The 22,491-nt window shown below is 37.7% G+C and carries 16 protein-coding genes; 8 read left to right on the forward strand and 8 right to left on the reverse strand.

From position 1 onward, the window contains the following. Nucleotides 1-2 precede the first annotated feature (2 nt). Genes CLOAM_RS04580 through hydF form a run of 4 tightly spaced genes read right to left on the reverse strand, consistent with a single transcriptional unit; the run spans nt 3 to nt 5,336 of the window. Nucleotides 3-1,331: an LptF/LptG family permease gene (locus tag CLOAM_RS04580; protein ID WP_015424697.1), complete on the reverse strand. Its 1,329-nt coding sequence runs from the start codon at nt 1,329-1,331 to the stop codon at nt 3-5. Next, on the reverse strand, nt 1,328-3,331 hold the full coding sequence (gene ligA / locus CLOAM_RS04585) for an NAD-dependent DNA ligase LigA (RefSeq protein WP_015424698.1): 2,004 nt from the start codon (nt 3,329-3,331) through the stop codon (nt 1,328-1,330). The genes CLOAM_RS04580 and ligA overlap by 4 nt, the downstream gene beginning before the upstream one ends. Continuing rightward, the gene (locus CLOAM_RS04590; protein ID WP_015424699.1) at nt 3,328-4,119 is read right to left on the reverse strand and encodes a nitrilase-related carbon-nitrogen hydrolase; all 792 of its coding nucleotides are present in this window, start codon (nt 4,117-4,119) and stop codon (nt 3,328-3,330) included. The genes ligA and CLOAM_RS04590 overlap by 4 nt, the downstream gene beginning before the upstream one ends. After that, complete coding sequence (gene hydF / locus CLOAM_RS04595) at nt 4,119-5,336, reverse strand: [FeFe] hydrogenase H-cluster maturation GTPase HydF (RefSeq protein ID WP_015424700.1); 1,218 nt, start codon at nt 5,334-5,336, stop codon at nt 4,119-4,121. The genes CLOAM_RS04590 and hydF overlap by 1 nt, the downstream gene beginning before the upstream one ends. A 435-nt stretch (nt 5,337-5,771) precedes the next feature. Between hydF and uvrA the strand changes: the two genes are divergently transcribed. Together uvrA and CLOAM_RS04605 are read left to right on the forward strand one after the other, a co-directional pair. Next, nucleotides 5,772-8,699 (forward strand): excinuclease ABC subunit UvrA, encoded by a 2,928-nt coding sequence (uvrA, locus tag CLOAM_RS04600; RefSeq protein WP_015424701.1) that lies wholly within the window; start codon nt 5,772-5,774, stop codon nt 8,697-8,699. Beyond that, nucleotides 8,696-10,903 (forward strand): alpha-amylase family glycosyl hydrolase, encoded by a 2,208-nt coding sequence (locus CLOAM_RS04605; protein ID WP_015424702.1) that lies wholly within the window; start codon nt 8,696-8,698, stop codon nt 10,901-10,903. Before uvrA ends, CLOAM_RS04605 begins: the two co-directional genes overlap by 4 nt. Nucleotides 10,904-11,497: 594 nt before the next feature. On the opposite strand, the gene CLOAM_RS04610 is transcribed toward CLOAM_RS04605, so the two are convergent. Next, on the reverse strand, nt 11,498-11,779 hold the full coding sequence (locus tag CLOAM_RS04610) for an HU family DNA-binding protein (RefSeq protein WP_015424703.1): 282 nt from the start codon (nt 11,777-11,779) through the stop codon (nt 11,498-11,500). Between the two features lie 298 nt (nt 11,780-12,077). Between CLOAM_RS04610 and CLOAM_RS04615 the strand changes: the two genes are divergently transcribed. The 6 genes from CLOAM_RS04615 to CLOAM_RS04640 all read left to right on the forward strand — a co-directional run bounded on the left by CLOAM_RS04615 (nt 12,078) and on the right by CLOAM_RS04640 (nt 20,249). Continuing rightward, a complete protein-coding gene (locus CLOAM_RS04615; RefSeq protein ID WP_015424704.1) occupies nt 12,078-13,259 on the forward strand; it encodes a tetratricopeptide repeat protein in 1,182 nt (393 codons plus the stop codon). A gap of 137 nt (nt 13,260-13,396) precedes the next feature. Then, on the forward strand, nt 13,397-13,765 hold the full coding sequence (locus tag CLOAM_RS04620) for a LexA family protein (RefSeq protein WP_044278931.1): 369 nt from the start codon (nt 13,397-13,399) through the stop codon (nt 13,763-13,765). A gap of 4 nt (nt 13,766-13,769) precedes the next feature. Then, a complete protein-coding gene (locus CLOAM_RS04625) occupies nt 13,770-17,018 on the forward strand; it encodes a hypothetical protein (protein ID WP_015424706.1) in 3,249 nt (1,082 codons plus the stop codon). 3 nt (nt 17,019-17,021) lie between these two features. Then, the gene (locus CLOAM_RS04630; RefSeq protein ID WP_015424707.1) at nt 17,022-17,795 is read left to right on the forward strand and encodes a sulfite exporter TauE/SafE family protein; all 774 of its coding nucleotides are present in this window, start codon (nt 17,022-17,024) and stop codon (nt 17,793-17,795) included. 211 nt (nt 17,796-18,006) lie between these two features. Beyond that, nucleotides 18,007-19,092: a tetratricopeptide repeat protein gene (locus tag CLOAM_RS04635; RefSeq protein WP_015424708.1), complete on the forward strand. Its 1,086-nt coding sequence runs from the start codon at nt 18,007-18,009 to the stop codon at nt 19,090-19,092. A gap of 236 nt (nt 19,093-19,328) precedes the next feature. Beyond that, nucleotides 19,329-20,249: a DMT family transporter gene (locus CLOAM_RS04640; protein WP_015424709.1), complete on the forward strand. Its 921-nt coding sequence runs from the start codon at nt 19,329-19,331 to the stop codon at nt 20,247-20,249. Here the strand turns inward: CLOAM_RS04640 and dinB are convergent. The 3 genes from dinB to CLOAM_RS04655 form a co-directional block, all read right to left on the reverse strand. Further along, nucleotides 20,232-21,293, reverse strand: a complete 1,062-nt coding sequence (gene dinB / locus CLOAM_RS04645) for a DNA polymerase IV (protein ID WP_015424710.1) — start codon at nt 21,291-21,293, stop codon at nt 20,232-20,234. The genes CLOAM_RS04640 and dinB overlap by 18 nt on opposite strands. A gap of 117 nt (nt 21,294-21,410) precedes the next feature. Next, the gene (locus tag CLOAM_RS04650; RefSeq protein WP_015424711.1) at nt 21,411-21,959 is read right to left on the reverse strand and encodes a nitroreductase family protein; all 549 of its coding nucleotides are present in this window, start codon (nt 21,957-21,959) and stop codon (nt 21,411-21,413) included. After that, a complete protein-coding gene (locus CLOAM_RS04655; RefSeq protein ID WP_044278933.1) occupies nt 21,941-22,465 on the reverse strand; it encodes a nucleotidyltransferase family protein in 525 nt (174 codons plus the stop codon). The genes CLOAM_RS04650 and CLOAM_RS04655 overlap by 19 nt, the downstream gene beginning before the upstream one ends. Nucleotides 22,466-22,491: the final 26 nt, after the last annotated feature.

Raw genomic sequence — 22,491 nt, forward strand, 5'->3', positions numbered from 1 at the left:
TTTTAGTGCACAATCTCATCGGGAACAGGAGCTTTTCTATTCCTATAATGTTTAATTTTCCATATCAGAGTAGGCATATCCAGAAGCCGTTTCTCTTTTATGGAACCTATTATAAGCAGAACGGCTAAAATTAAAAATATGATGTTAGCCAGCCACATAGCTAAAAAAGGAGGCATAAATCCTTTATCGGCAAGTTGTTCACCGCCATTAAGAGCAATATAATAGACCAGGAAAATTATAGAAGAAACGGAAAAAGACATTCCAATTCCGCTTGTTCTGGTCATCAAACCCAAGGGAATTCCAATCAGGACAAAGATAATGATAGCAAAAGACATAGAGAACTTTTTATGATATTCCACTAGTAAAGAGTTGATCAATTCTTTCAGCTCCTGGGTGCGGTCAATTACCATTTTTTGCATTGCCTGTAAACGACGCAGTTCCATATTGCGGGTAAAATTCTGCGGGCTTTTTTGGAGTAATTCAATGCGTTTATTTAGTTCTTCAATTTCCTGCTGTTTTGTCTGCAGTTCTTTTTTGTGATCTCCAATAGCTGTAATCAATTGATTATAAGTCATTTCCCGGTCACTTCTATAGCCAGTTTCAAACATTTCCATATTACTGCCCAAGTTACGCACATTAATTATATAACGACTGAAGGTAGTTTTCTGGTATTTACCGACTTCTTTTTCGTTGCGTTCATGCATTTCACCGTCATTCAAAATTATTTGGAGAGAATTGCCATTATCTTTTTGAATCACATTACCGCTTTTAGCAAAAATGGTGCGTGGAAAATGTGACTGACTACGATCATAGATTAAAACATCCGTCAGCAAGCTATCAGTTGTTTCTCTGGCATATATTGTATAATCCATAAAATTGGTAAATTCCTTTTCTTTGATAATTGTCATTGGTTTGTAGTAAGCAATTTTCAGCATCAGGTTTTTCAATTTATGGTTCGTATCGGGCAAAAACCAATGGTTAAAATACACCATCAATCCGGTTAACAGCAAGGCAGCGATTACCAAAGGTCCGATTAAAGAATAAACATTTATACCGCTGGATTTAATAGCTGTAATTTCTCTATCCACACTCATTCTACCAAAAGCAAGAATTGTAGCTACCAGCACAGCCATTGGAATAGAAAGAGCAAGCATATAAGGCAGAGAAAGACCAAAGACCTCAAAAACCGTTTGCCAGGGCAGTTTCTTTTCAATTATCAGATTCATTAAGTCAATAATTCTGTCGCTCAATAGCACAAAGGTAACTACCATCAGAGCAATAAAAAAAGGTGCGATATGCTCTTTTAGGAGATAGCGTTTCAATATTTTCATTGCAGCATATCCAAAAGTTCCGCTTCACTGATAATTTTAACCGTTCCCAGTTGGTGTGCCTTATCCAGTTTGGAGCCGGGATTTTCACCTACTATAAGGTAATTCAGCTGTTTACTTACACCACTTAAAATTTTTCCTCCGTGTTCCGTAATCAGTGTTTCCATATCTTTTCTACTATAGTTGGGCAGAGTTCCCGTTATTAAAAAGGTCTTTCCAGCTAAGATAGCAGAACTTTGCGGGCTTATGTAAGTGAATTGTAATCCGACTTTTCTCAAAGAGTCAATCAATTCCCGATTGCTTTTTTGGGAGAAGAAACCGATAATGGACCGGGCAATAATGGAACCAATATCGGGAACGCTTAAAAGTTCTTCTTCCTTTGCCATAATAAGAGCATCAATATTTTTAAAGTGTTGAGCCAGAGTGCGGGCAGTAATAGAGCCGATATGTCTTATTCCGAGAGCGAAAAGAACTCTGTCAAAATTTTTGGTTTTAGATGCTTCAATGGCTTTTTGTAAATTATCGGCAGATTTTTTTCCCATTCTTTCCATTTCTGCAATTTTATTATAATCAAGATGATAGATATCAGGTATCCATTTAATCTGACCTGTTTCTATCAAACGCGCTATTAGTGAACTGCCTAAGCCATAAATATCCATTGCTTCACGCGAAGCAAAATGTTCCAGTTTACGCTGTATCTGAGCGGGGCAATTGGCATTAGGACAGTAGTTTATACTGCCATCTTCGTCGCGTTGTAAAGGTGCATTACAAACAGGACAGGTTGCAGGAAAAATAACCGGTTTGGCATTTACAGGGCGTTTACTGACATTTACGGAAAGGATTTTAGGGATAATTTCTCCGCTTTTAACCACTAAAACAGTATCGCCATAATGCAAATCCAACCGTTTTATTTCATCGGCATTATGCAAAGTAGCGTGAGAAACGGTGCTTCCGGAAATAAAAACCGGCTTTAGATTAGCTACAGGAGTAACTGCACCGGTTCTACCAACCTGAAAACTAACCGATTCCAGAACGGTTTCTTTTTCTTCCGGCTTAAATTTATAGGCAATTGCCCATTTGGGACTTTTAGCCGTCCAGCCCAATTTTTTCTGATCTTCCAAACTATTAACCTTAATCACAATGCCATCAATATCATAGGGAATAGTATAACGTTCCTGTTCCATTTGCAGGCAGAATTTTTCCGCTTCCTGATAGTGCTTGCATAAAGTTCTTTTACTTGTTGGGAAGCCAAGTTCATCCAAAAAGTCCAATAATCGGGTTTGCTTATCTATAATTTCATTTTTATACTGCAGGGGGGTCTCATAGTAGCCCAAAGCATAAAACAATGCCTTCAAATGACGGGACTTCACTTCCTCTCTACTTTTCAGCTTAATTGAGCCGGCAGCTGCGTTACGCGGATTAGCAAAGGTCTTCAATTCATTTTCTCTGCGGAATTCATTCAGCGCCAGAAAATCCTGCACGGGTATATATATTTCGCCTCTAATTTCTATGGCTCCTTTATAATCAATGGTAAAAGGAACATCCGGGAGCAAACGAAAATTTTCTGTTACATCTTCACCTTCCAAACCATCGCCCCGGGTTGTAGCATAAATAAAATTTCCGTTTTCATAATAAAGGTTGATGCTAAATCCGTCTATTTTCAATTCCGCACAGTATTCACTGGCATAACCCAAATCATTATTTGTCCGATTGATAAAAGCCAAAACCTCTTCCAAAGAATAAGCATTTTCCAAACTTGCCATCCGCACTTTATGAGGAATGGTTTTAGCCCCTGGAGTAAGGTCGCTTCCAACTTTTTGAGTGGGTGATTCTTCAACTGCACCTTCTGCATATTGTGCTTCCAATTCCTGTAATTCCTTCACCAGCATATCATATTCATAATCACTGATTTCGGGTTTGGCAAGAGTATAATAGAGCCGATTATGATGTTCTATTTCAGCTCTTAAGCGGTCAATTCTGGCTTTTAATTCATTTTTATTCATAATTTATAAAACTCTGGTCTTCTATCTTTAAAGGCATCATTGCGTTCAGTTACCGTTTTGTCGTTTGCTTCTTCAGGATTAATTTCTACGGTTATAGTTCCTTCTTCGCTAACTGACAGAGAGGAAAGAACTTCACCTCTGGTATTTAATATTTGGCTTTGCCCAGTAAAGTTAAATATTTCTCCTGCATTGATTTCTGTGCCTATACGATTGGCAGTAACAGCAAATACCCGATTTTCCAAACAACGGGTTTTCATTGCCTGTTGACACCAGGGGAGAACTAAATTAGCAGGATGGCAGATTATTTGAGCTCCTAAAAGAGCAAGAGTTCTGGCTGCCTCGGGAAATTGCCAGTCAAAGCAGATCATCATTCCTATTTTTACTCCATTCAAAATAGTAAAAACCTGAAAACCGGTATCTCCGGGACTGAAAAAGAGTTTTTCCCGATTAAAAAGATGGGTTTTACGATAGTTATAGAATCTGCCGTCAGGCATTATTAACATACAGGAATTAAAAAGGTTATTGCCATCAAGCTCAGGATATCCATAAACTATATTACAGTTAATGCTATTGGCAATATCATTTAACACAAAGTATGTTTCACCTTTTCCTGCTTCTTCAGCAACGGAGAAGACCTCTTCTTTATTCGCGAAAACATAACCACTATTACATAATTCAGGCAGGACAACCAGGTCTGTTTTCAGTCCGATAAGCAACTGTTTCATTTTTTTCAGGTTGTATTCTTTATCCAGTAAACGGGGTTCAAATTGTAAAAGGGAGACCTTCATTATTCTTTTTTCTCCTTTGTATTTAATAAGGGCTTAATTGTTCTTTCCAAAACACCTTGCAAAAACGCAATGGTCATTCCGTAATTAGTTATGGGGACTCCGCGTCTATAGCATTCTTTAATTCTTCTATTCATTTCCATCGGAGTAATCATACATCCGCCACAATGGATACAAACAGTGTATTCTTCCAGGTTATCGGGAAAGTCATAGCCAGCATAAACATCAAAAATCAGGTCTTTTTGGCTGAATTTCTGCATCCAGTTCGGAATTTTAACTCTGCCGATATCATCTTTTTGAATATGATGTGAACAGGCCTCAGCTATCAAAATTTTATCTCCATTTTGCAGTGTTTTAAGGCGGTTTATGCCTTCCAGAAGAATGTCCAATTCACCTTTATAGCGGGCAAAAAGGATGGAAAAAGTAGTTAGGGGAATTTCTTCAGGCACAATATTTGCCACCATTTCTATTACCTGGGAATCGGTTATTACCAGAGAAGGGGGTTCTTTTGTCTTATCCAATGCGGATTTTAGCTCCGTTTCCTGCACAACTGTAACGAGACAGTTTCGGTCAAGCAAATCACGCAATGTCTGAACCTGCGGTAAAATAAGGCGTCCTTTAGGAGCGGAAGTATCAATTGGAGTAACCAAAATAACACTGTTTCCAGGTTCTACAAGGTCTCCGGCAATAATTCTGTTTTCTTTCAAATACTTGGGAGAGAGCTGAATAAGCTTCTCTTTACATTCATCTATACCCTCTTTGGTAACGGAAGAAACGCTAATATACGGCAGAGAATATTTTTGGCAGAAGGCAATATTTTCCTGACATACCGGTATTATATCTTTTTTGTTAAATACAATAAGCATTGGCAGTTCCATTTCCCTGATCTTTTCTATCATTTTCAGTTCGGCATTATTGAAGGCATTGCCGTCAGAAACAAAAATAGCGATATCTGCACGATAGAGTATTTTTTGGGTTGCCTTAATCCTTTTTTCACCTAATTCACCGGTATCATCCACTCCGGCAGTGTCAAAAAAAGTTACGGGACCCAAAGGCAAGAGCTCATAACGCTTATCAACAGGGTCTGTTGTTGTGCCTGGAACAGCGGATACAATGGCAATATCCTGACCCACCAGGGCATTTATCAAACTACTTTTACCGGCATTTCTTTTTCCGATTATAGCAATATTCAAGCGTTCACCACGAGGGGTGCTACTCATCTATTTCTCCAATATAAAATCTTTTAATTCCTAAAATCAATAAATAAAGTATTAGTCAAGTTCTTTCTTTATTTGATAGCTATAGCGGAAAAAGGGGAAAAGTAAAATAGTGAAAAGGAGAAACCTATTATAGGCATAGCACAATCCCTGTTCTCTTTTACTTCTTATAACAAAGTAACACTTCCGTAACAACCCCGTAACGGAACTACGGAAGTGTTACGGAAGTGTTACGGAGTCGTTACTTAATCAACTATATAACAAGCGATTAAGTATTATGATTCAAAGATGTTTTATTTTTCAATTTTTTCGTTCTGATGGTTGATGTCCTTGCCAACCCAAAAAGAATTTCCAGTGACCGATGAGGACCTCGTTCTTCCGATTTTCATTTGACAATTAGTCAGACACAAAAAGATTTGGCTAACGATGAGGTGAAATTTGAAGACAGCTATTATTATAAAAGGTGCGCAGGAACATAATCTGAAAAATATTGATTTAACTATTCCGCGTAATAATCTTGTGGTTTTTACCGGTGTATCCGGTTCGGGAAAATCGTCCTTAGCGTTTGATACTCTATATGCTGAAGGCCAAAGAAGATATGTAGAATCCCTTTCTGCTTATGCCAGACAATTTTTAGGCCAAATGGAAAAACCCAAGGTTGATTATATTGAAGGTCTTTCTCCTGCGATATCTATAGAGCAAAAATCAGCCAGTAAAAATCCCCGTTCCACGGTAGGAACTGCTACCGAAATTTACGATTATTTAAGGGTTTTGTATGCCAGAATTGGAAAACAATATTGTTACAATTGCGGAAGACCGGTTGGTTCTCAGACAATTGATCAGATGATTTCCCATTTAATGCAAAATAAACCCGGCACCAAACTCCAAATTTTGGCTCCCATTGTTCAAAACCGTAAAGGCGAACATAAAGATGAACTGGAAATGCTTCGTCAGGAAGGTTTTGTGCGAGTAATGATCAATGGTCAATTAAGAAATTTGGAAGAAGAAATTGTATTGGATAAAAAGAGTAAGCATAATATAGATGTAGTGGTTGATAGGATTGTAATCAAGGAAGAAATTGAAAGTCGTCTTTCCGATTCTTTGGAATTAGCTTTGAAACTTGCAGATGGCATTGTAAAAATTGACTATCCGGAAGAAAAGCAAGAAACAATTCTTTCAGCTCAAAATGCCTGCCCGCATTGCCATATCGGTTTTGAAGAACTTTCCCCTCAAAGCTTTTCTTTCAACAGCCCTATTGGCGCTTGTCCTCTTTGTGGTGGCTTAGGTTATAAACTGGAATTTGATCCGGATAAGGTTATAACAGACCCCGAACTGAGTATTTTGGAAGGAGCGGTTGCCCCCTGGGGTCGTTTGGAAACAAAACAACACAGCTGGACTTTAAATACAGTCCAAAGTTTAGCCAGGGCTTATGATTTTTCTCTTTCCACTCCTTGGTATAAATTGCCGGAAATAGTGAAACAGCTTATTCTTTACGGTTCTAAGGGGAAAAAATTTAAAAATGCTTGGCAAAATGAAAATGGCAGGGGTGAATTTATGATGCGTTTTGAGGGAATTATTCCTCAGCTGGAAAGGAGAATGCACGAAACAACCTCTGAAGAAATGAGGCGTTATTATCTTCTGTATATTAGTGATAAGCCCTGTCCTGCCTGTAATGGAAGTAAACTGAAACCGGCATCGCTGGCTGTTAAAATAGCCGGTAAAAATATCAGCGAAATTACAGCAATGAGCATTCGTGAGGTATATAATTTTTTTGATAAATTGCAGTTGAAAGGAAATGAAAAGATTATTGCAGAAGAAATTCTGAAAGAAATAAAGAACCGTTTGGGTTTTCTGATGAATGTCGGTTTACATTATTTAACCTTGGATAGAAGGTCTCCTACTCTTTCGGGAGGTGAAGCGCAACGCATTCGTTTAGCAAGCCAAATTGGCAGTCAATTAGTTGGGGTTATGTATATTTTAGACGAGCCAACTATAGGACTTCATCAACGCGATGTTGCCAAACTTGTGGCTATGCTTTTGCAGCTTAGGGATTTAGGTAATACAGTAATCGTTGTAGAACATGATGAATATACCATTAGAACTGCCGATCAGATAGTTGATTTTGGACCAAGAGCAGGAATTTATGGCGGAGAAATAGTTGCCACAGGAACTTTAGAAACAATTTTGCAAAACCCGCAGTCATTAACCGGAGCATATCTTTCCCGACGCTTAAAAATTCCTGTTCCGGAAAAAAGAATTAAACCGGATGGCAGAATGTTGAGCATCATAAATGCCCGGCATAATAATTTGAAAAATTTGAATGTGGATATTCCTTTGGGACTTTTTGTCTGCGTTACAGGCGTTTCCGGAAGCGGGAAAAGCAGTTTAATCAATCAAACCCTTTCTCCTTTTCTGCACAATCATTTTTATCATACTGCCCAGAAGGTTGGTAAAATGGATGAAATTAAGGGAATTGAACACATAGATAAAATTATTACTATAGACCAACAACCCATCGGCAGAACTCCGCGTTCCAATCCTTCTACTTATGTTAAATTGTTTGATCCCATTCGTGAACTTTTTGCTCAGTTGCCTGCTTCCAAAATGCGGGGTTACACTCCCGGCAGATTTTCCTTCAATGTAAAAGGTGGACGCTGTGAAGCATGCGAAGGTGCCGGAGTAAAACAAATAGAAATGCACTTTATGGCAGATATTTTTGTAACCTGTGAGGTCTGCAAAGGCAAACGCTACAACCAGGAAACACTTTCTATCCGTTATAAAGGAAAAAACATTGCTGATGTGCTTAATATGGATGTGCAGGAAGCAATTGAGTTTTTTGATGCCATACCTGCTATTCGTAATAAACTGAAAACCCTGCAGGAAGTAGGATTGGATTATTTAAAACTGGGACAGCCCTCCCCCACTCTTTCCGGTGGAGAAGCACAAAGAATAAAACTTTCCCGGGAATTAAGCAAGGTTTCTACAGGCAATACACTTTATGTTTTGGATGAACCAACAACCGGACTTCACTTTGATGATATCAACAAACTGCTGAAGGTTCTAAAAAAACTCGTAGCTATGGGAAACACGGTTATTGTTATAGAACACAATATGGATGTAATAAAATCCGCGGATTGGATAATTGATTTGGGTCCTGAAGGAGGCGATGAAGGCGGAAAAATAATCTGTTCTGGCACTCCTGAAGAAGTTATGGCTTGTCCTGAATCGGCAACAGGTCTGCATCTAAAACAGCAATTGGAAAAAGGTAAGGAAGAAACACAAAATCTGCTACTGGAAATGAACTCGGAAGACAAAGCACGTAAAAATAACCTCAAAAAGAAAACAACCAAAAGACAGGCGCTATGAGTTATCAACATTTTAGCTATTCACCCTTAACTGCTGGAAAACATACAGTCGGTTTAGCAGGTGATTTTACTTCCTGGGAAATTATTCCTCTGGATGAAATTGGCGGAATATACACTCTGTCTATAGACCTGCCTCCGGGCGTTTATCAATATAAATTTATAGTGGATGGCAATTGGATTCCCGATGAAAACAACCCTCATCAGGTTTCTGATAATTTTGGGGGTGTAAATTCTCTGTTGATTGCGGAAGAAGAAAAAGAAGAAGTAACTTGGGAAGATATTATTGCACAACTGCCAAACAAAGCCCCTGAAAAATTCTATCAGTTCTTTCGTTCAAGTGTAAATAACTATGAACTGCGTTTTTCCTGGTATCCCAAATTAGCAGAAACGATAAATCTTTTAACCGAATCTTGGAATATAGAATTCAAGCGTATCGGACAAAATCCGCTTTATGAGGTCTTTTATTGTTTGTTTAAACAAACAGGTATTTTCTCCTTCCGCATAAAAATTCAATATAAAAATAAAGCTCTATATTTAGGTGCTGAGGGCTTTTCCAAAATGGAAGAAGATATCTCTCCCATAAAAATAAACCTAAAAGATATTCCTCTGTTCGCAATTCCAGATTGGGTTAGCCGCAGTATTATCTATCAAATTTTTCCCGACCGTTTCTGTAACGGCAATATAGACAACGATCCTGATTTCAATGAATGGTATTATGCCGATTGTAAAGAACCGCCTCCTGATGGAGAAAACCTTTCTCCGGAAAAAGAATATTATCATTTAGTTAGTGACTGGAACGATATTAGCGGATTAAAACAAAGTCCCTGGCAAAAAAAAGGGATACCGGATTTTTTTTCTTTTTACGGAGGTGATATTGCAGGAGTGCGACAAAAACTTGATTATCTACTTGATTTGGGCATTAATGTTATTTATTTCAATCCTTTGTGGCAAGCAAAATCCAATCATAAATATGACAGCGCTGATTACCATAGTATAGATCCTCATTTTGCTACTACGGAAGAAATGATGGATTTTGTAAAAATAGCTCACCAAAAGGGAATAAGAATAATTCTGGATGTGGCTTTCAATCATACCGGAGAGACCTTTTGGGCTTTTCGGGACTGTGTGGAAAAAGGACCTCAATCACCCTACTGGAATTGGTATGACTGGAAAAAATGGCCGCTGCCAAAACCCCTTCCTCCAGATTTTAATCCGAAAGAGTATTATCAATGTTGGTGGGGAATAAAAGATATGCCCGATTTGAATTATGACCTTGCTCTTCCCCATCCCGACGAAAATGCTGTGCGTGATATAAGAAAAGCTCGTCCTAATGCGCCTTTGGTTGATTATTTAATTTCTACCGTTCGCTGGTGGCTAATTGATATTGGAATTGATGGTTTCCGACTGGATGTGCCGGATGAAGTTCCCTTTTGGTTTTGGGAACTTTTCCGGAAAGAAGTAAAAAAGGTAAAACCGGATGCCTGGATTGTTGGAGAAATATGGCATGAAGCAAGACAATGGGTTTCTCCTTTATATTTTGATTCCGTAATGAACTATGCCTTTTTTAAAACTCCCGTAATTGAATTCTTCGTGTTAAATATCATCAGCAAAGAGGAGTTTTGCCAAAAAATAGAAACCGGACTTGGTCTTTATCCTTTTCATTCACTGAAAGCAATGATGAATTTGCTTGGCAGTCATGATACACCTCGTATTTTTGAAATTTGCCGGGGAAATGTGCAACGCCTTAAATTGGCTGTTATCTTTCAAATGTGTTTTATCGGAGCTCCCCATATTTATTACGGAGATGAAATTGCTATGGAAGGTGGAAAAGATCCTGATAACAGAAGACCTTTTAACTGGAATTGGGAAAATAATCCTGTTGCCTGCGAAGTAAGGGCTTTTTATAAACAGATAATTTCTTTAAGGAAAGCTCATCCTGCTTTTTGGGATGGTCATTTTGCTTTCTTGCCTGCTCCTGAAAATGCTATTGCTTTTCTACGCGAGGGAGATAGTGAAAAAATATTGGTATTCTTGAATTTGGGTCTTGATACTGTTACTATAAGTATTCCTGACGAGGGTGAAATTCTCTTCGGAAATATAGATACTAAAAAACAGTTGCAACCTCTTTCCGCTGTAATTCTTTCTTTACTGGTGCAGCCGGAGAACGCTGTTCCTCTGCAAAAAAGTGAAAAGGTGAAAAAGTGAAATGGTGAAACAGGGAATAGACATCGCAAAAAAAAGGATGCTGGGCTCCGACTACACAATGTAGCCGGAGGACGCTGTTCCTCTGCAAAAAAGTGAAAAGGTGAAAAAGTGAAATGGTGAAACAGGGAATAGACATCGCAAAAAAAAGGATGCTGGGCTCCGACTACACAATGTAGCCGGAGGACGCTGTTCCTCTGCAAAAAAGTGAAAAGGTGAAAAAGTGAAATGGTGAAACAGGGAATAGACATCGCAAAAAAAAGGATGCTGGGCTCCGACTACACAATGTAGCCGGAGGACTCGTGACAACTTAGCAACCCGGATTTTAAACAGATAAAACAGATTAATATGAATTTATATTTTATAATTCTTCATTTTTTTCGGTGTTCTCAGCGTTCTCGGTGCATAATAAAATCCGCGTAATCTGCGTATGAAAATTTTTTGCCCTCACGGGTCATAATCGCCAATAAAAATATTTCCCAGCTAAAAGTTATAAAAACGCTTAATGACTCCTAACTTAAAAGCGCTAATAACTCCTGACTAAAAAAAGGGCAGAAAACAAGAAATGTCTTCTGCCCCGTTTGTAAAGGAATTGAACTATTTGGCTTTTTTAACGGCCTCTTTAAGGTTTTTACCAGCTTTGAAAACCGGAACATTGCGTGCCGGAATCTTCAAAGGTTTTTTGGTTTTGGGATTGATACCATTGCGTGCTTTACGATGTGCAACGCTAAAAGAACCAAAACCGACTAAAGAAACTTTTTCACCCTTTTTCAAGGATTCCGTTATGCCCTCAAGAACAGCTGTGAGGGCTGCACTGGCTACTTTTTGAGAAGTACCAGCATTAGCTGCGATCTTTTTTACCAATTCGTCTCTGCTCATTTTACCTCCTTATTTGGTTTAGTGTAAAGAGTAGGACATCTTTCAATTTTTAACAAAGTGCATTCCGAAAATTCTGTCAATAAAAAAATGCTTATTTTTCGTTTTTTTTACGAATTTAGAGGTTTCAGCAGAGTTCCTAATATGCGTAACACTTTTTGACATAGTAAGTTAGCGCATTATTGCAAGGGCAAAAAATTATTTGTAATTTTCCTTTTATTTTGGGCTTTATACTTTTTTAAGTTGACAAAAATCAGACCAATGAGGGCATAGTTAATAAAAAAATCTGGAGGTTTTACCAATGAAACAGAAAATAATGACCTTCGTAGTCCTTGTTCTTTTGGTGTTGCTTAGTGCCTGTGGCAGCAACAAAAAAGTTCAAGCACCCGTTGAGCCGGTCCGTAATCCCTTAATTTTAGCCCATTCAGCAGCTGCAAGAGGAACTGAGGCATTCAACGATGAAATTTATAATGATGCTATTTCTGCTTTTACAGAAGCAATTTCCTTGTTTAATGAAGCTGCGCTAACTGCTACTCCTGCCGATTCAGTTGCCGAGAACATTGAAAAGATGAATTTGAACATTGCCAAGTCCTATATAGAACTTGCCAATGAAAGTATGGAATTAAGCAGTTTTGATGAAGCATTGGATTACTATAGCAAAGCCCTGAATGTTTATAAGTCAATCACTCCCAAACTGATAACCCAGGAAGAACTACAACAGAACATAATTGGTATCTATAACAATATGGCTATTACAGCTAAACAAGCAGGTAAATATGAACAAGCGCTAACTTATTACGATCAGATATTGAAACTCACTCCCAACGATGCTGATGTTCTTTATGCCAAGTTTTATGTTTTACGGGATAATATTAAGGATGAAAATCGTGCCTATGCAGTTTTAATTGACTATGCAGAGCTCACTCAGGATGCCAAGGCATTTATCAATGTAGCAGATAGCTATGCGGAAAAAGGCAATATGATTGAAGCCGGAAAATATTATCAGAAAGCATTAGCTATTGAACCCAGCGTTGATCTTTATCGTCGTTTGGCAAATTACTATAGCGGTTTGAAGGACTATAATAATGCGAACCTTTATTTGCAAAAGGTAGCGGACTCCAATCCCGAACCCTCTGAACTGGCACAAATATACGCTCTGATGGCTAAAAATTATGAGGGAATGAATGATAAGAAAAAGATGGTGGAATATTACGAAAAGTCCTTAAGTATAGAACGCAATCCTCAACTGGCATTGCTTTTAGCAAGTTATTACAATTCTCAAAAGAATTATGCCAAAGTAATCAGCAACGCCAATATCACACTTAGCATAGACCCCAAAAATGCTGATGCTTTAATGTTGCGTGGTGTTGCCTATTATCAGATGAAGAATTATTCTGCTGCTAAAGCTGATTTAGAACGGTTGCAAAACGATCCTAAATATGGAACTCAAGCCAAGAATTTGCTGAAGAATATACCTAAATAACTAAATCTTAAATGCAGGACGGGATTTGAATTGGCAACTCGTCCTGCATTCTTAAAAAAACAATGAAATTACATAGTGACGGCTCAATAAAAGCTATTTATTCTGCTACTCAAGGGAAAAAACAATATCGTCCCTTGATGAGTTCCAAAATTCCTGCCGGTTTTCCTTCTCCGGCACAGGATTATATTGAAGGCAAGCTTGATTTGAATGAATATTTGATAGTTCATCCTGCCTCAACTTTCTTTGTAAGAGTTGATGGCTATTCAATGCAGGGTGCAGGAATTATGCCCGATGATATTCTGATTGTAGATAGAGCATTGGAGGCAACTAATAACCGCATAGTAATTGCTATTGTGGATGGTGAATTAACAGTAAAACGACTGAAAATTAAAGGGAAAAAATATTATTTAGTGCCGGAGAATGATGAATTTGAACCAATTCTCATTCAGGAAGGAATGGACTTCATTATTTGGGGTGTTGTAACCTACGTTATCCATAAAGTTTAATCAGGTGGCAATAAACAAGCCCTGTTTCTTTAGTTTGCTCTTTTTCCTTGGAATTACTACACTGTTTGCTCAGTCCCTGGTTATAGAACATAATCTTGAATTAGAACCTAATCGCTATAAATATCCTCTGGCAAATTCACCTATAATTAAGAACAGCGTTTCCGTTTGGGCTGATTCATTGCTATTAGTGGAAGGAACAGATTATTGGGTAAATCATCAAAAGGCAGAATTGATTTTGCTTACACAACCCGAAGTTCCTGTTCTAAAAGTGGAATATATTCTTGTGCCGGAATTTTTAACTGTTCCGTTACAACATTGGAAACCTCAGGAATATAGTGATACCTTGCTAACTTCTATTAAAAAGCGTAAAAATCCTATTCTGGCAGAAGATGCCCGTTTGGATATTCAAGGCACAAAAACATTTGCCATCACTTTTTCCGATGAATCTACTTTTGATTTGAAGCAATCTCTGTTTGTAAACATTTCCGGTGAGCTTGCCCACAATGTTTACATCAATGCCCAGCTTTCCGATAGCCAATCAAAACTTTCTCCTGAAGGTGATTCCAAGGAATTGAGTTCCCTGGATAATGTTTTCATCCGTATTTATGGTCCTAAATATGAACTTGCAATGGGTGATTTGACGCTAAAATACACCGGGACACGCTATATGGAATATTACAGCAAATTTGAAGGGCTAAATGCCTGGCTGAGGGGTAAACATTATGTCCAAACAGCTTTCTCTGCAGGAGGAGGTAAAAATGCCTCCGTAAAAATAACGATCATAGACGGAAAACAGGGTCCTTATTATTTAAGAGCTAATGACACCCAATCCAATTTTATTGTCGTTGCCGGTAGTGAAGAGATTTTTGTGGATGGCAGTAAATGGGAAAGGGGAATTGATTACAGTATTGATTACAGCGAAGGCAGTGTAATGTTTAAACATCTTATTAGCTCTTCCAATAATGTATTGGCACGATTTCAATATTCCGATGAATATTATCCTCAAAGCAGTTATCTCAATTCTTCTCAGTTACAGCTTGCAGAACATTTAACGCTGACACATCATTTTATCTGGCAACAAGATGATAAGAAAAATCCCTTGCTCTATGAATTCAGTTCTGCCGATTTGGATTCCTTAAAATCTGCAGGGGATAATTTTGTTTGGGGTGAAGGTATTTATTTAGTTGAAGCGGGAACAGGTGATTATAAACTAATGCAGTTGTCCCAAATTGAATACTATGAATATGCTCCAGGTGATTCTCTTGCCTGTTATAATATTGTTTTCAGCTATGTTGGCAGTGGAAACGGTGATTATGAAGAATATTCTCCTGGGAAATATCGTTATTTAGGTTCAAAAATGGGTTCTTGGCTACCTCAAAAACTTTTGGTGCCCCCTGAAAAAAAGGGAAATCTGGATTTGGCTGTTGCTTATTCTAAAGATAATTTGAATGCTGGGGTTGAAGTTTTAGGCAGTGTAAATGATCGTAATACTTTTTCGGTAAAGGATGATGAGGATAATGATGCCGGTTTGCTTTATGCTTATTTGGAAGTTCCTTTTTCTCGTTATTCTTTCAGGTTGGAACACGAACAACGCAGTGAAAAAACCTATCTCTTTGGTAAATATCGCAATCCCGATGCAGAATATGATTTCGCAGCTATAGAAACAGCCGATTCTTTGGCACAGCAGGAAAGCAATATTCAAATAAGTCGTAAGCAAACAAATTGGAATGCATCTCTCCTTTTGCGCTACCGTAGGATTTATGATTTATACACTTTACAAGCATTGCGTTTCACTTCTTCCTCTTCGGGAAAAGGGTTGCTGCCTGCCATAAATTTACATAGCACTCTTTCGGTACAGGATTATGCTAATGACGATGTTAGGGATGGAACTTTGCAATATCATCAGGGAGATATTTCCTGGGCTTGGAAAATATTGCGCTTGCGTTTTGAGACACTATATAACATTTTGGATACAAAAAATTATGGGAACAGCTATCTGAAAGCAAACCCCGGAATCACTATCGGAAATCCCTCATCCTTTCTTACCCAGCTTTCCTATACAACAGATAAAACCAAACTCCAAGAAAATGATGCCTGGAACGAAATTTCCAGCTCTAATACATACGCCTTAAAACAAATGATTAACCTTGGTGAACAGCGTATTGACCTGGATGTAACACATCGTGAAGTCAAACAGCCATTTTCCACTTCCAATCCCAAATCCAATTACGACCTGATTAATTTCCGTTCCAGCAATAGCTTTCTGAAAAATTCTATTGGCTTTTACAGTAACTATCAACTCAATCAAACCGAATTTTATCCCAAAATCCGTGAATTGCAATATGTGGGTTCCGGTTTGGGTTATTATGACAGCACCGGGGTAAGTGTTACGGATGGTGATTACGATTGGGTTTATATTACAAGCAGCACGGGAAGTTTATCCTCAGAAATAAATTGTCTGCTAAACCTTTACTGGAAACCGGGCAATGTTTCTTCCAGGGATTTTATGAAGCGCTTACAGAGCGATACTTCCATAAATTTGATTGAACAAAGTTCTCAACGCAATAATTGGAAAAGCTATTTCTTTTTACCCGGATCAGTATACAATGAAGAAACAACAATTTACGGCAGACAAAATATAGAAGAAGTTCTGTGGCTGGATTTGATTCGTAATAAACTTACTGCCAATCTTCAGATTTCAATGGACCGAACTTTGGATAAAAGATATCAAACACCGGATAGAACTTTCAGTTTCTCCCAAGTCGCTCAATTTGATATTAAAGGGTTTAACGCTTATAATACCCGTCTACAATTCAGCAATGAGACCAATCGCGATACACATTATTTAAGCGAAACTGATATTATAAGTGCCAGTGCTTTAGTTCAGCGTAATTTGAATCCGCAAAGCAATATTCAGGCAGAACTGAGCTGTAGTTCGGAATCCGGAGGAAAGCAAGATGGCAGTGAAAATTATCGTCTGTATTCTTTTGCCTTTTCTCCTTCCCTGAAAAGTGTATTTATGCAAAAATACCGCCTTTCTGCTTCTCTGGCAATAACTTATAATCGCCTTTCGGGAAGTGAGTATTTTTCCTTTCTACCCCAAAAAAGAGCGGGCTGGATTCCCTCTGCAAATTTAAGCGGTGTTTATAGAATCAATACTTTTTGCCTTATTACCCTGGATTATCGTTTTTCGGATTATCCAAAACAATCAAGTTCGCATGAATTAAAACTGGAATTTAAGGCGGAAATATAAGTTATGCAAAGTATTATTTTAAGTCCCCTGGATTATATTATCGTCCTGCCTTTTATTTTTCTTGCCGGTTTTATTGATTCCATAGCTGGAGGTGGAGGTTTAATTTCTTTGCCTGCTTATTGGAGTGTCGGAATACCACCTCATTTAGCTTTAGGCACTAATAAATTTTCTTCCTGTTGCGGAACTCTTTTTTCCACTGCCAATTATTTCAAAGCTAAAATGATTGATATTCCTGTTGCCTTAGTAAGTGCCGGAATGGCTATAATTGGCTCTTGGCTTGGTGCTTCAACGGCATTAAGGGTTTCCTCACAAGTACTCAATTATTTATTGATTATCCTGATTCCTGCAGTAGCTATTTTTTCTTTGTTGAACAGAAATCTGGGGATGCAAAGCAAAGCAGAGTTTCTGGCAAAAAGATTGCGTATGCTGTTGGGAGGAATAGCGGGACTGGGAATTGGCTTTTATGATGGATTCTTCGGTCCTGGAACAGGAACTTTTCTGATTTTAATTTATACTTCCCTTTTACACTATGATTTTGTAACCGCTAATGGTAATACCAAAGTTGTAAATTTGGCTTCCAATCTATCTGCATTGATTACATTTGCCTTTGCTTCCAATATTTATTACCCGCTTGCTGTTCCGGGTGCCTTATGTGGAATAGCAGGAAATATTCTGGGTTCTAAACTGGTTATTTTAAGAGGCAATAAACTAATCAGAAATGTTTTTATTCTCGCTTTACTGTTACTTTTTGCCCGAGTAATTTATAATCTTGTGTAACAAAATGAACAATGTCCCTGTTGTTCATTTATAAGTTAGGAGTCGTCATTGCCTTCAAGAATTTTACATATCCCTCAAAGTTATTTAACAATAAGGACTCGTGACTTAATTTGGTTGAAGAGGACTACAACCTTCCGGAAACAATTATCTTGACTTTTTGGCACATTCAATTTTTTTGTGCAAAAAGAAATAAATCCGAGGAGAAAAGTGGATGAAAAAGCAAATAATCATCGTCTGCCTAATGCTTATAGTGCTAACTGCCTGTTCTACCGCTCGTCAAAAACTTAGTCCCCAGGGAAATGTTAATCTGAAAACTGCCGATGTATATTATTCCCAACAAGATGTGGAACAAGCAGAAATATACTATTTGAAAGTCCTTGAAGATAATCCGGATCATGCTATTGCCTTAAGACGCTTGGGTGATATCAGTTTGTTTAAAGCGGAAAATTTTACAGCCCGGGAAGTTGAATTTTACGAAGATGCCTACCATTATTATGCCAAAGCAATTAGCGTTACTGAACAATTTCCCAATCTTACGGATCAGGATCGTATTGACCTGAGAGATATGAAAAAAAGGAAAGAAAGAGCTTGGACCAGGATTTTCCTGGCTGCAGGCAAAGAAAAAGAAGCAGGAAACACGCAACGCGCTATGGAAATTTATGAGCTAGCACATAAACTGGAACCGGAACGTCCTGAACCAATGATCCAGCTTAAAAATATCTATCTGGTTGATCTTAAAGATGATGTTAAAGCCGAACAAATCCTTCAGCAATTGTTACAGAAAGATCCTGATAAACTGGAATATTTAATGGAAATGGGAACCTTCTATTACAATAAGGGTAACTATGCTGAAGCCGTAAAATACTTTGAAAAAGCAAGACCTCAAATTCCTACAAATATTGATAATTTGATGAATATCTCTGCTTGCTACTATGAACTGAAGGATTATGAAAAAGCTATGTCCGCCACTAAAACTGCTTTGGAAATAGAACCAAATAATGTTGATCTTTTAGATAATGCCCGTTCTATTGCTGCTCAACTTAATGATATAGATCAAGCAATATTCTATCTTAAAAAGTTATTGGATATCCGTCCGAATGAGGATGATTTCAGTTTGCTTGCCACCTATCTTTACAATAAACAAAATTGGCAGGAACTGATTAAATATGCCGAACAGTGGTATAATTGGGATAAATCCAATAAAATAGCCGTTGAATATATTATCTGGGCTGCTCAACAAACCGGAAACAAACAATTGGAAACCAAATATACTGCCATCAAAAAAACTATGCCTTAATTGTTTTGGGTTGGTTGAAAATGTAGGAATGGTCGGAGGACGCCGTTCCTCCGTAAGAAGTTTTTAAGATATAGATCAGCGATATCTATATAATCTGCGTGAAAGATTTTTGTGCTGTCACGAGTCATAAGCGCTGTATAATTTATTTCAGGGGTTACAATTATTAAGGCGCTAATGACTCCTAACTAAAATAGCAAATGACTTCGGACAAAATATGAGCCAAAGGAATTTATTTAATGTCCAACCAAAATAAGGCATATTTGTTTGCCGGGGCTTCTATTCTTGCCTGGTCAACAATCAGCACAGCATTTAAATTGGCTTTAAATTATTTAACCCCTGTGGGATTGTTATTTTTTGCTTCTTTAACGGCTTTTCTTTTTCTGGGAATTGTTAACGCAGTTAGTAACCCTTCTCTCTTTAAGACGAAGGAGTTGTTTAAAACAGTAGGCAGGAATCTGAAAATTTCTTTGATGCGGGGATTGCTTAATCCTTTTATCTATTATTTAATGCTTTTTGAGGCATATTCCCGTTTGCGAGCTCAAGAAGCGCAAGCGTTAAATTACACTTGGGCAATTGTATTAGCTTTATTCAGTATTTGGCTGTTGAAAGAAAAATTTCGGATTATTGATTTTGTTTCTTTGCTCATCAGTTTTTTCGGGGTTTGGGTTATTTCTACAAAAGGGCAGATTACTTCCTTACAGTTTGATGATGCCTTAGGTTCATTTTTAGCCGTTTCAACTTCTATTATTTGGGCATTTTACTGGATTTTAAATATTAAGGATAAAAGACCTGCTCTTACGAAGCTCAATTACAATTTTTTTCTCGGCTTTTTGTTTATAGCTCTTTTTGCTCTTTTTACGCATAAATCTCTTTTTACGCCCCAAGCAATTTACGGTTACGGCATTCTGGGAGGTATTTATGTAGGCATTTTTGAGATGGGTTTAACTTTTCTGCTTTGGAATAAAGCCCTTGAATTGACCGATAATACGGCTGTTATTTCTAATCTGATTTTCTTTACTCCTTTTTTATCGCTACTTTTTATCAGTTCCGTATTAAAAGAAAGTATCCACTATGCTACTTTTATCGGACTTTTGTTAATTGTCTTCAGCAACCTGTTACAGAAAGGTTTACCGGCTATATTAAAGCGGAATGAATAATTGTTCATCCGTATTAGTATTGTCCAGTTTGCCAATAGCCAAACCAAGGAGACGGACTTTCCGGGAACTATCCCAATTGGCAATTAAGAGCTGTTCGCCGTAAGCAAATAATTCATCAGCTTTATTGATATAAGAAGGTGTATTAGAACTGCGGGTAATCAGTTCAAAGTTATCGTATTTTATTTTCAGGGTTATGTTATTTCCTCTAATGCCTTTTTGTCTCAGACGGTTGGACAAGCGTTCTGCAAGCTGTTGTAAAATAATTAAAAGGTAATCCAAATTATCAATATCCTCATAAAAAGTTGTTTCACAGCTTAAAGATTTCGGTTCAAATTCGGTTATCACTTCGCGTTTATCAATACCCCGAACAACATAATAATAGAAATGACCAGCTTTCCCTAATAATCTTATCAAGTCCTTCAGTTCGTATTTATAGAGGTCAGCTCCATTATTTATCCCCTTTTTCTTTAGCTTGGCAGAAGTAACTTTGCCGATACCGTAAAATTTTTCAATGGGTAGAGCAAAAAGAATTTCGCTTGCCTTTTCCGGCGGAATATAAGTTAAACCATCCGGTTTATTCAAATCACTGCCGATTTTAGCGAGGAATTTATTATAAGAAACTCCGGCAGAACAAGTTAGTCCCGTTTTTTCCAAAATCTCCGCTTTAATTAATTTGGCTATTTTAACGGCATCATCTTCGCCCAATTTGTTTTCGGTAACATCCAAATATGCCTCATCCAGAGAAAGCGGTTCTACCAAATCAGTCCATTGATAAAAAATTTCCCTTATCTGATGGGAGACCTTTTTATATAAATTAAAGTGAGGGTGAATAAAAATTGCCTCAGGACACAAATTCCATGCCTGGTAACTGCTCATTCCACTATGAACTCCGAATTTACGGGCTTCATAAGAACAGGTGGAAACAACACCTCTGCTGTTTGGAGGTCCTCCAACGATTACACATTTGCCTTTCAGACGGGGATTTTCCCTAATTTCTATTGCCGCAAAAAAGGCATCCATATCAATATGAATAATCTTCTTCATAACTCTTTGGGAAAGAATGGGGTGGCAAATTTCCTTTTGCTACAAGTAACGAAATTAGATAAAAGCAATTTATACTTCGTCTTTTGCCGAATCTAAATTCGGTGAATAAAAGGGTTTTTACATAAAACGGACAATTGTTTCCAGTGGCTTTCTATCTTTACTTTTGGCAAAACCGCTAACCGCTTTGGAATATAATCCTTTTTTCTCTGCAGGATATCCCAAAGGTGCCATAGCTACAATTTTCCACTGAGCGGGAAGTTTTAAATAACTCTTCAGTTTCTTTTCGGAAAAAGCAGCCAGCCAACAACTTTCAATGCCATAGTTGCGGGCATACAATAGCATTTGATGAAAGGAAATAGCCGTATCTACCAAATAATAATCTTGTCCGTTAATTTTTATATTATCCTTCAAATCGGCACAGGCAATAATTAAACAGGGCGCATTATGAATGAAAAAATTGGAAAGCCCTATCAATCCGCAGTTTAATGCCAACTTCCGAATTTTGGCATTTTCCGTAAAAACCAGATAACGCCAGGGCTGACGATTTTGAGTTGAAGGAGCGCATCTTCCCGCTTCCAGAATTTGGTTTATAATATCTATAGGAATAGGGTCGGGTAAAAAATCCCGTACACTATGTCTTCCGAAAATCAATTCTTGGGCATCCATAACTCCAAATCCTCTTTTGTATTTATGTTTTTTAAGATACCATCATCCTCAACCGATACATCAAATATCGGTAAACCGCAGTTCTGAATAATATATTTCAAACCCTGTTTTTTATCGTCCTGTTCCAAGTTTAACAAAAAAGGTAGCAAAACAGGGTGTCCGCTTTTATTTTGATAAACGGGGCGAATAATAGCATCCGGATTTTGTTTATGGCATTTAATAAGTTCCTGAACCGTTTTTGCCTGCACAAAAGGAAAATCTACCGGAAAAATAAGGAAACCGCTATTTTTCTGTTTATTTTTCAATTCCTTAACAGCCAAGCGTAAAGTAGAAAGCATATCGGCAGTATTTTCATATCTTGCAGTAAAAATATCATCCACATCTGCCTGGGATAAGGTCTCCTTAATCTTTTCCAGAAAGCTTTGACCTTGAATTTTCACTTCGGCTTTAGGCAAACCAAATCGGTTCCCTTTACCCGAAGCAAGAATGATAGCTGTCACCTTCATAAAATTCTCTCAGCCCTAATCTCTAT

The sequence above is a fragment of the Candidatus Cloacimonas acidaminovorans str. Evry genome (genome assembly GCF_000146065.2).
GTDB lineage: Bacteria > Cloacimonadota > Cloacimonadia > Cloacimonadales > Cloacimonadaceae > Cloacimonas > Cloacimonas acidaminivorans.

Bases quoted from the DNA above. Each gene is read 5' to 3' on its own strand.
- CLOAM_RS04580 (WP_015424697.1), bottom strand. From the start codon at position 1,331: ATGAAAATATTGAAACGCTATCTCCTAAAAGAGCATATCGCACCTTTT.
- ligA (WP_015424698.1), bottom strand. From the start codon at position 3,331: ATGAATAAAAATGAATTAAAAGCCAGAATTGACCGCTTAAGAGCTGAA.
- CLOAM_RS04590 (WP_015424699.1), bottom strand. From the start codon at position 4,119: ATGAAGGTCTCCCTTTTACAATTTGAACCCCGTTTACTGGATAAAGAA.
- hydF (WP_015424700.1), bottom strand. From the start codon at position 5,336: ATGAGTAGCACCCCTCGTGGTGAACGCTTGAATATTGCTATAATCGGA.
- CLOAM_RS04605 (WP_015424702.1), top strand. From the start codon at position 8,696: ATGAGTTATCAACATTTTAGCTATTCACCCTTAACTGCTGGAAAACAT.
- CLOAM_RS04610 (WP_015424703.1), bottom strand. From the start codon at position 11,779: ATGAGCAGAGACGAATTGGTAAAAAAGATCGCAGCTAATGCTGGTACT.
- CLOAM_RS04615 (WP_015424704.1), top strand. From the start codon at position 12,078: ATGAAACAGAAAATAATGACCTTCGTAGTCCTTGTTCTTTTGGTGTTG.
- CLOAM_RS04620 (WP_044278931.1), top strand. From the start codon at position 13,397: ATGAGTTCCAAAATTCCTGCCGGTTTTCCTTCTCCGGCACAGGATTAT.
- CLOAM_RS04630 (WP_015424707.1), top strand. From the start codon at position 17,022: ATGCAAAGTATTATTTTAAGTCCCCTGGATTATATTATCGTCCTGCCT.
- CLOAM_RS04635 (WP_015424708.1), top strand. From the start codon at position 18,007: ATGAAAAAGCAAATAATCATCGTCTGCCTAATGCTTATAGTGCTAACT.
- CLOAM_RS04640 (WP_015424709.1), top strand. From the start codon at position 19,329: ATGTCCAACCAAAATAAGGCATATTTGTTTGCCGGGGCTTCTATTCTT.
- dinB (WP_015424710.1), bottom strand. From the start codon at position 21,293: ATGAAGAAGATTATTCATATTGATATGGATGCCTTTTTTGCGGCAATA.
- CLOAM_RS04650 (WP_015424711.1), bottom strand. From the start codon at position 21,959: ATGGATGCCCAAGAATTGATTTTCGGAAGACATAGTGTACGGGATTTT.
- CLOAM_RS04655 (WP_044278933.1), bottom strand. From the start codon at position 22,465: ATGAAGGTGACAGCTATCATTCTTGCTTCGGGTAAAGGGAACCGATTT.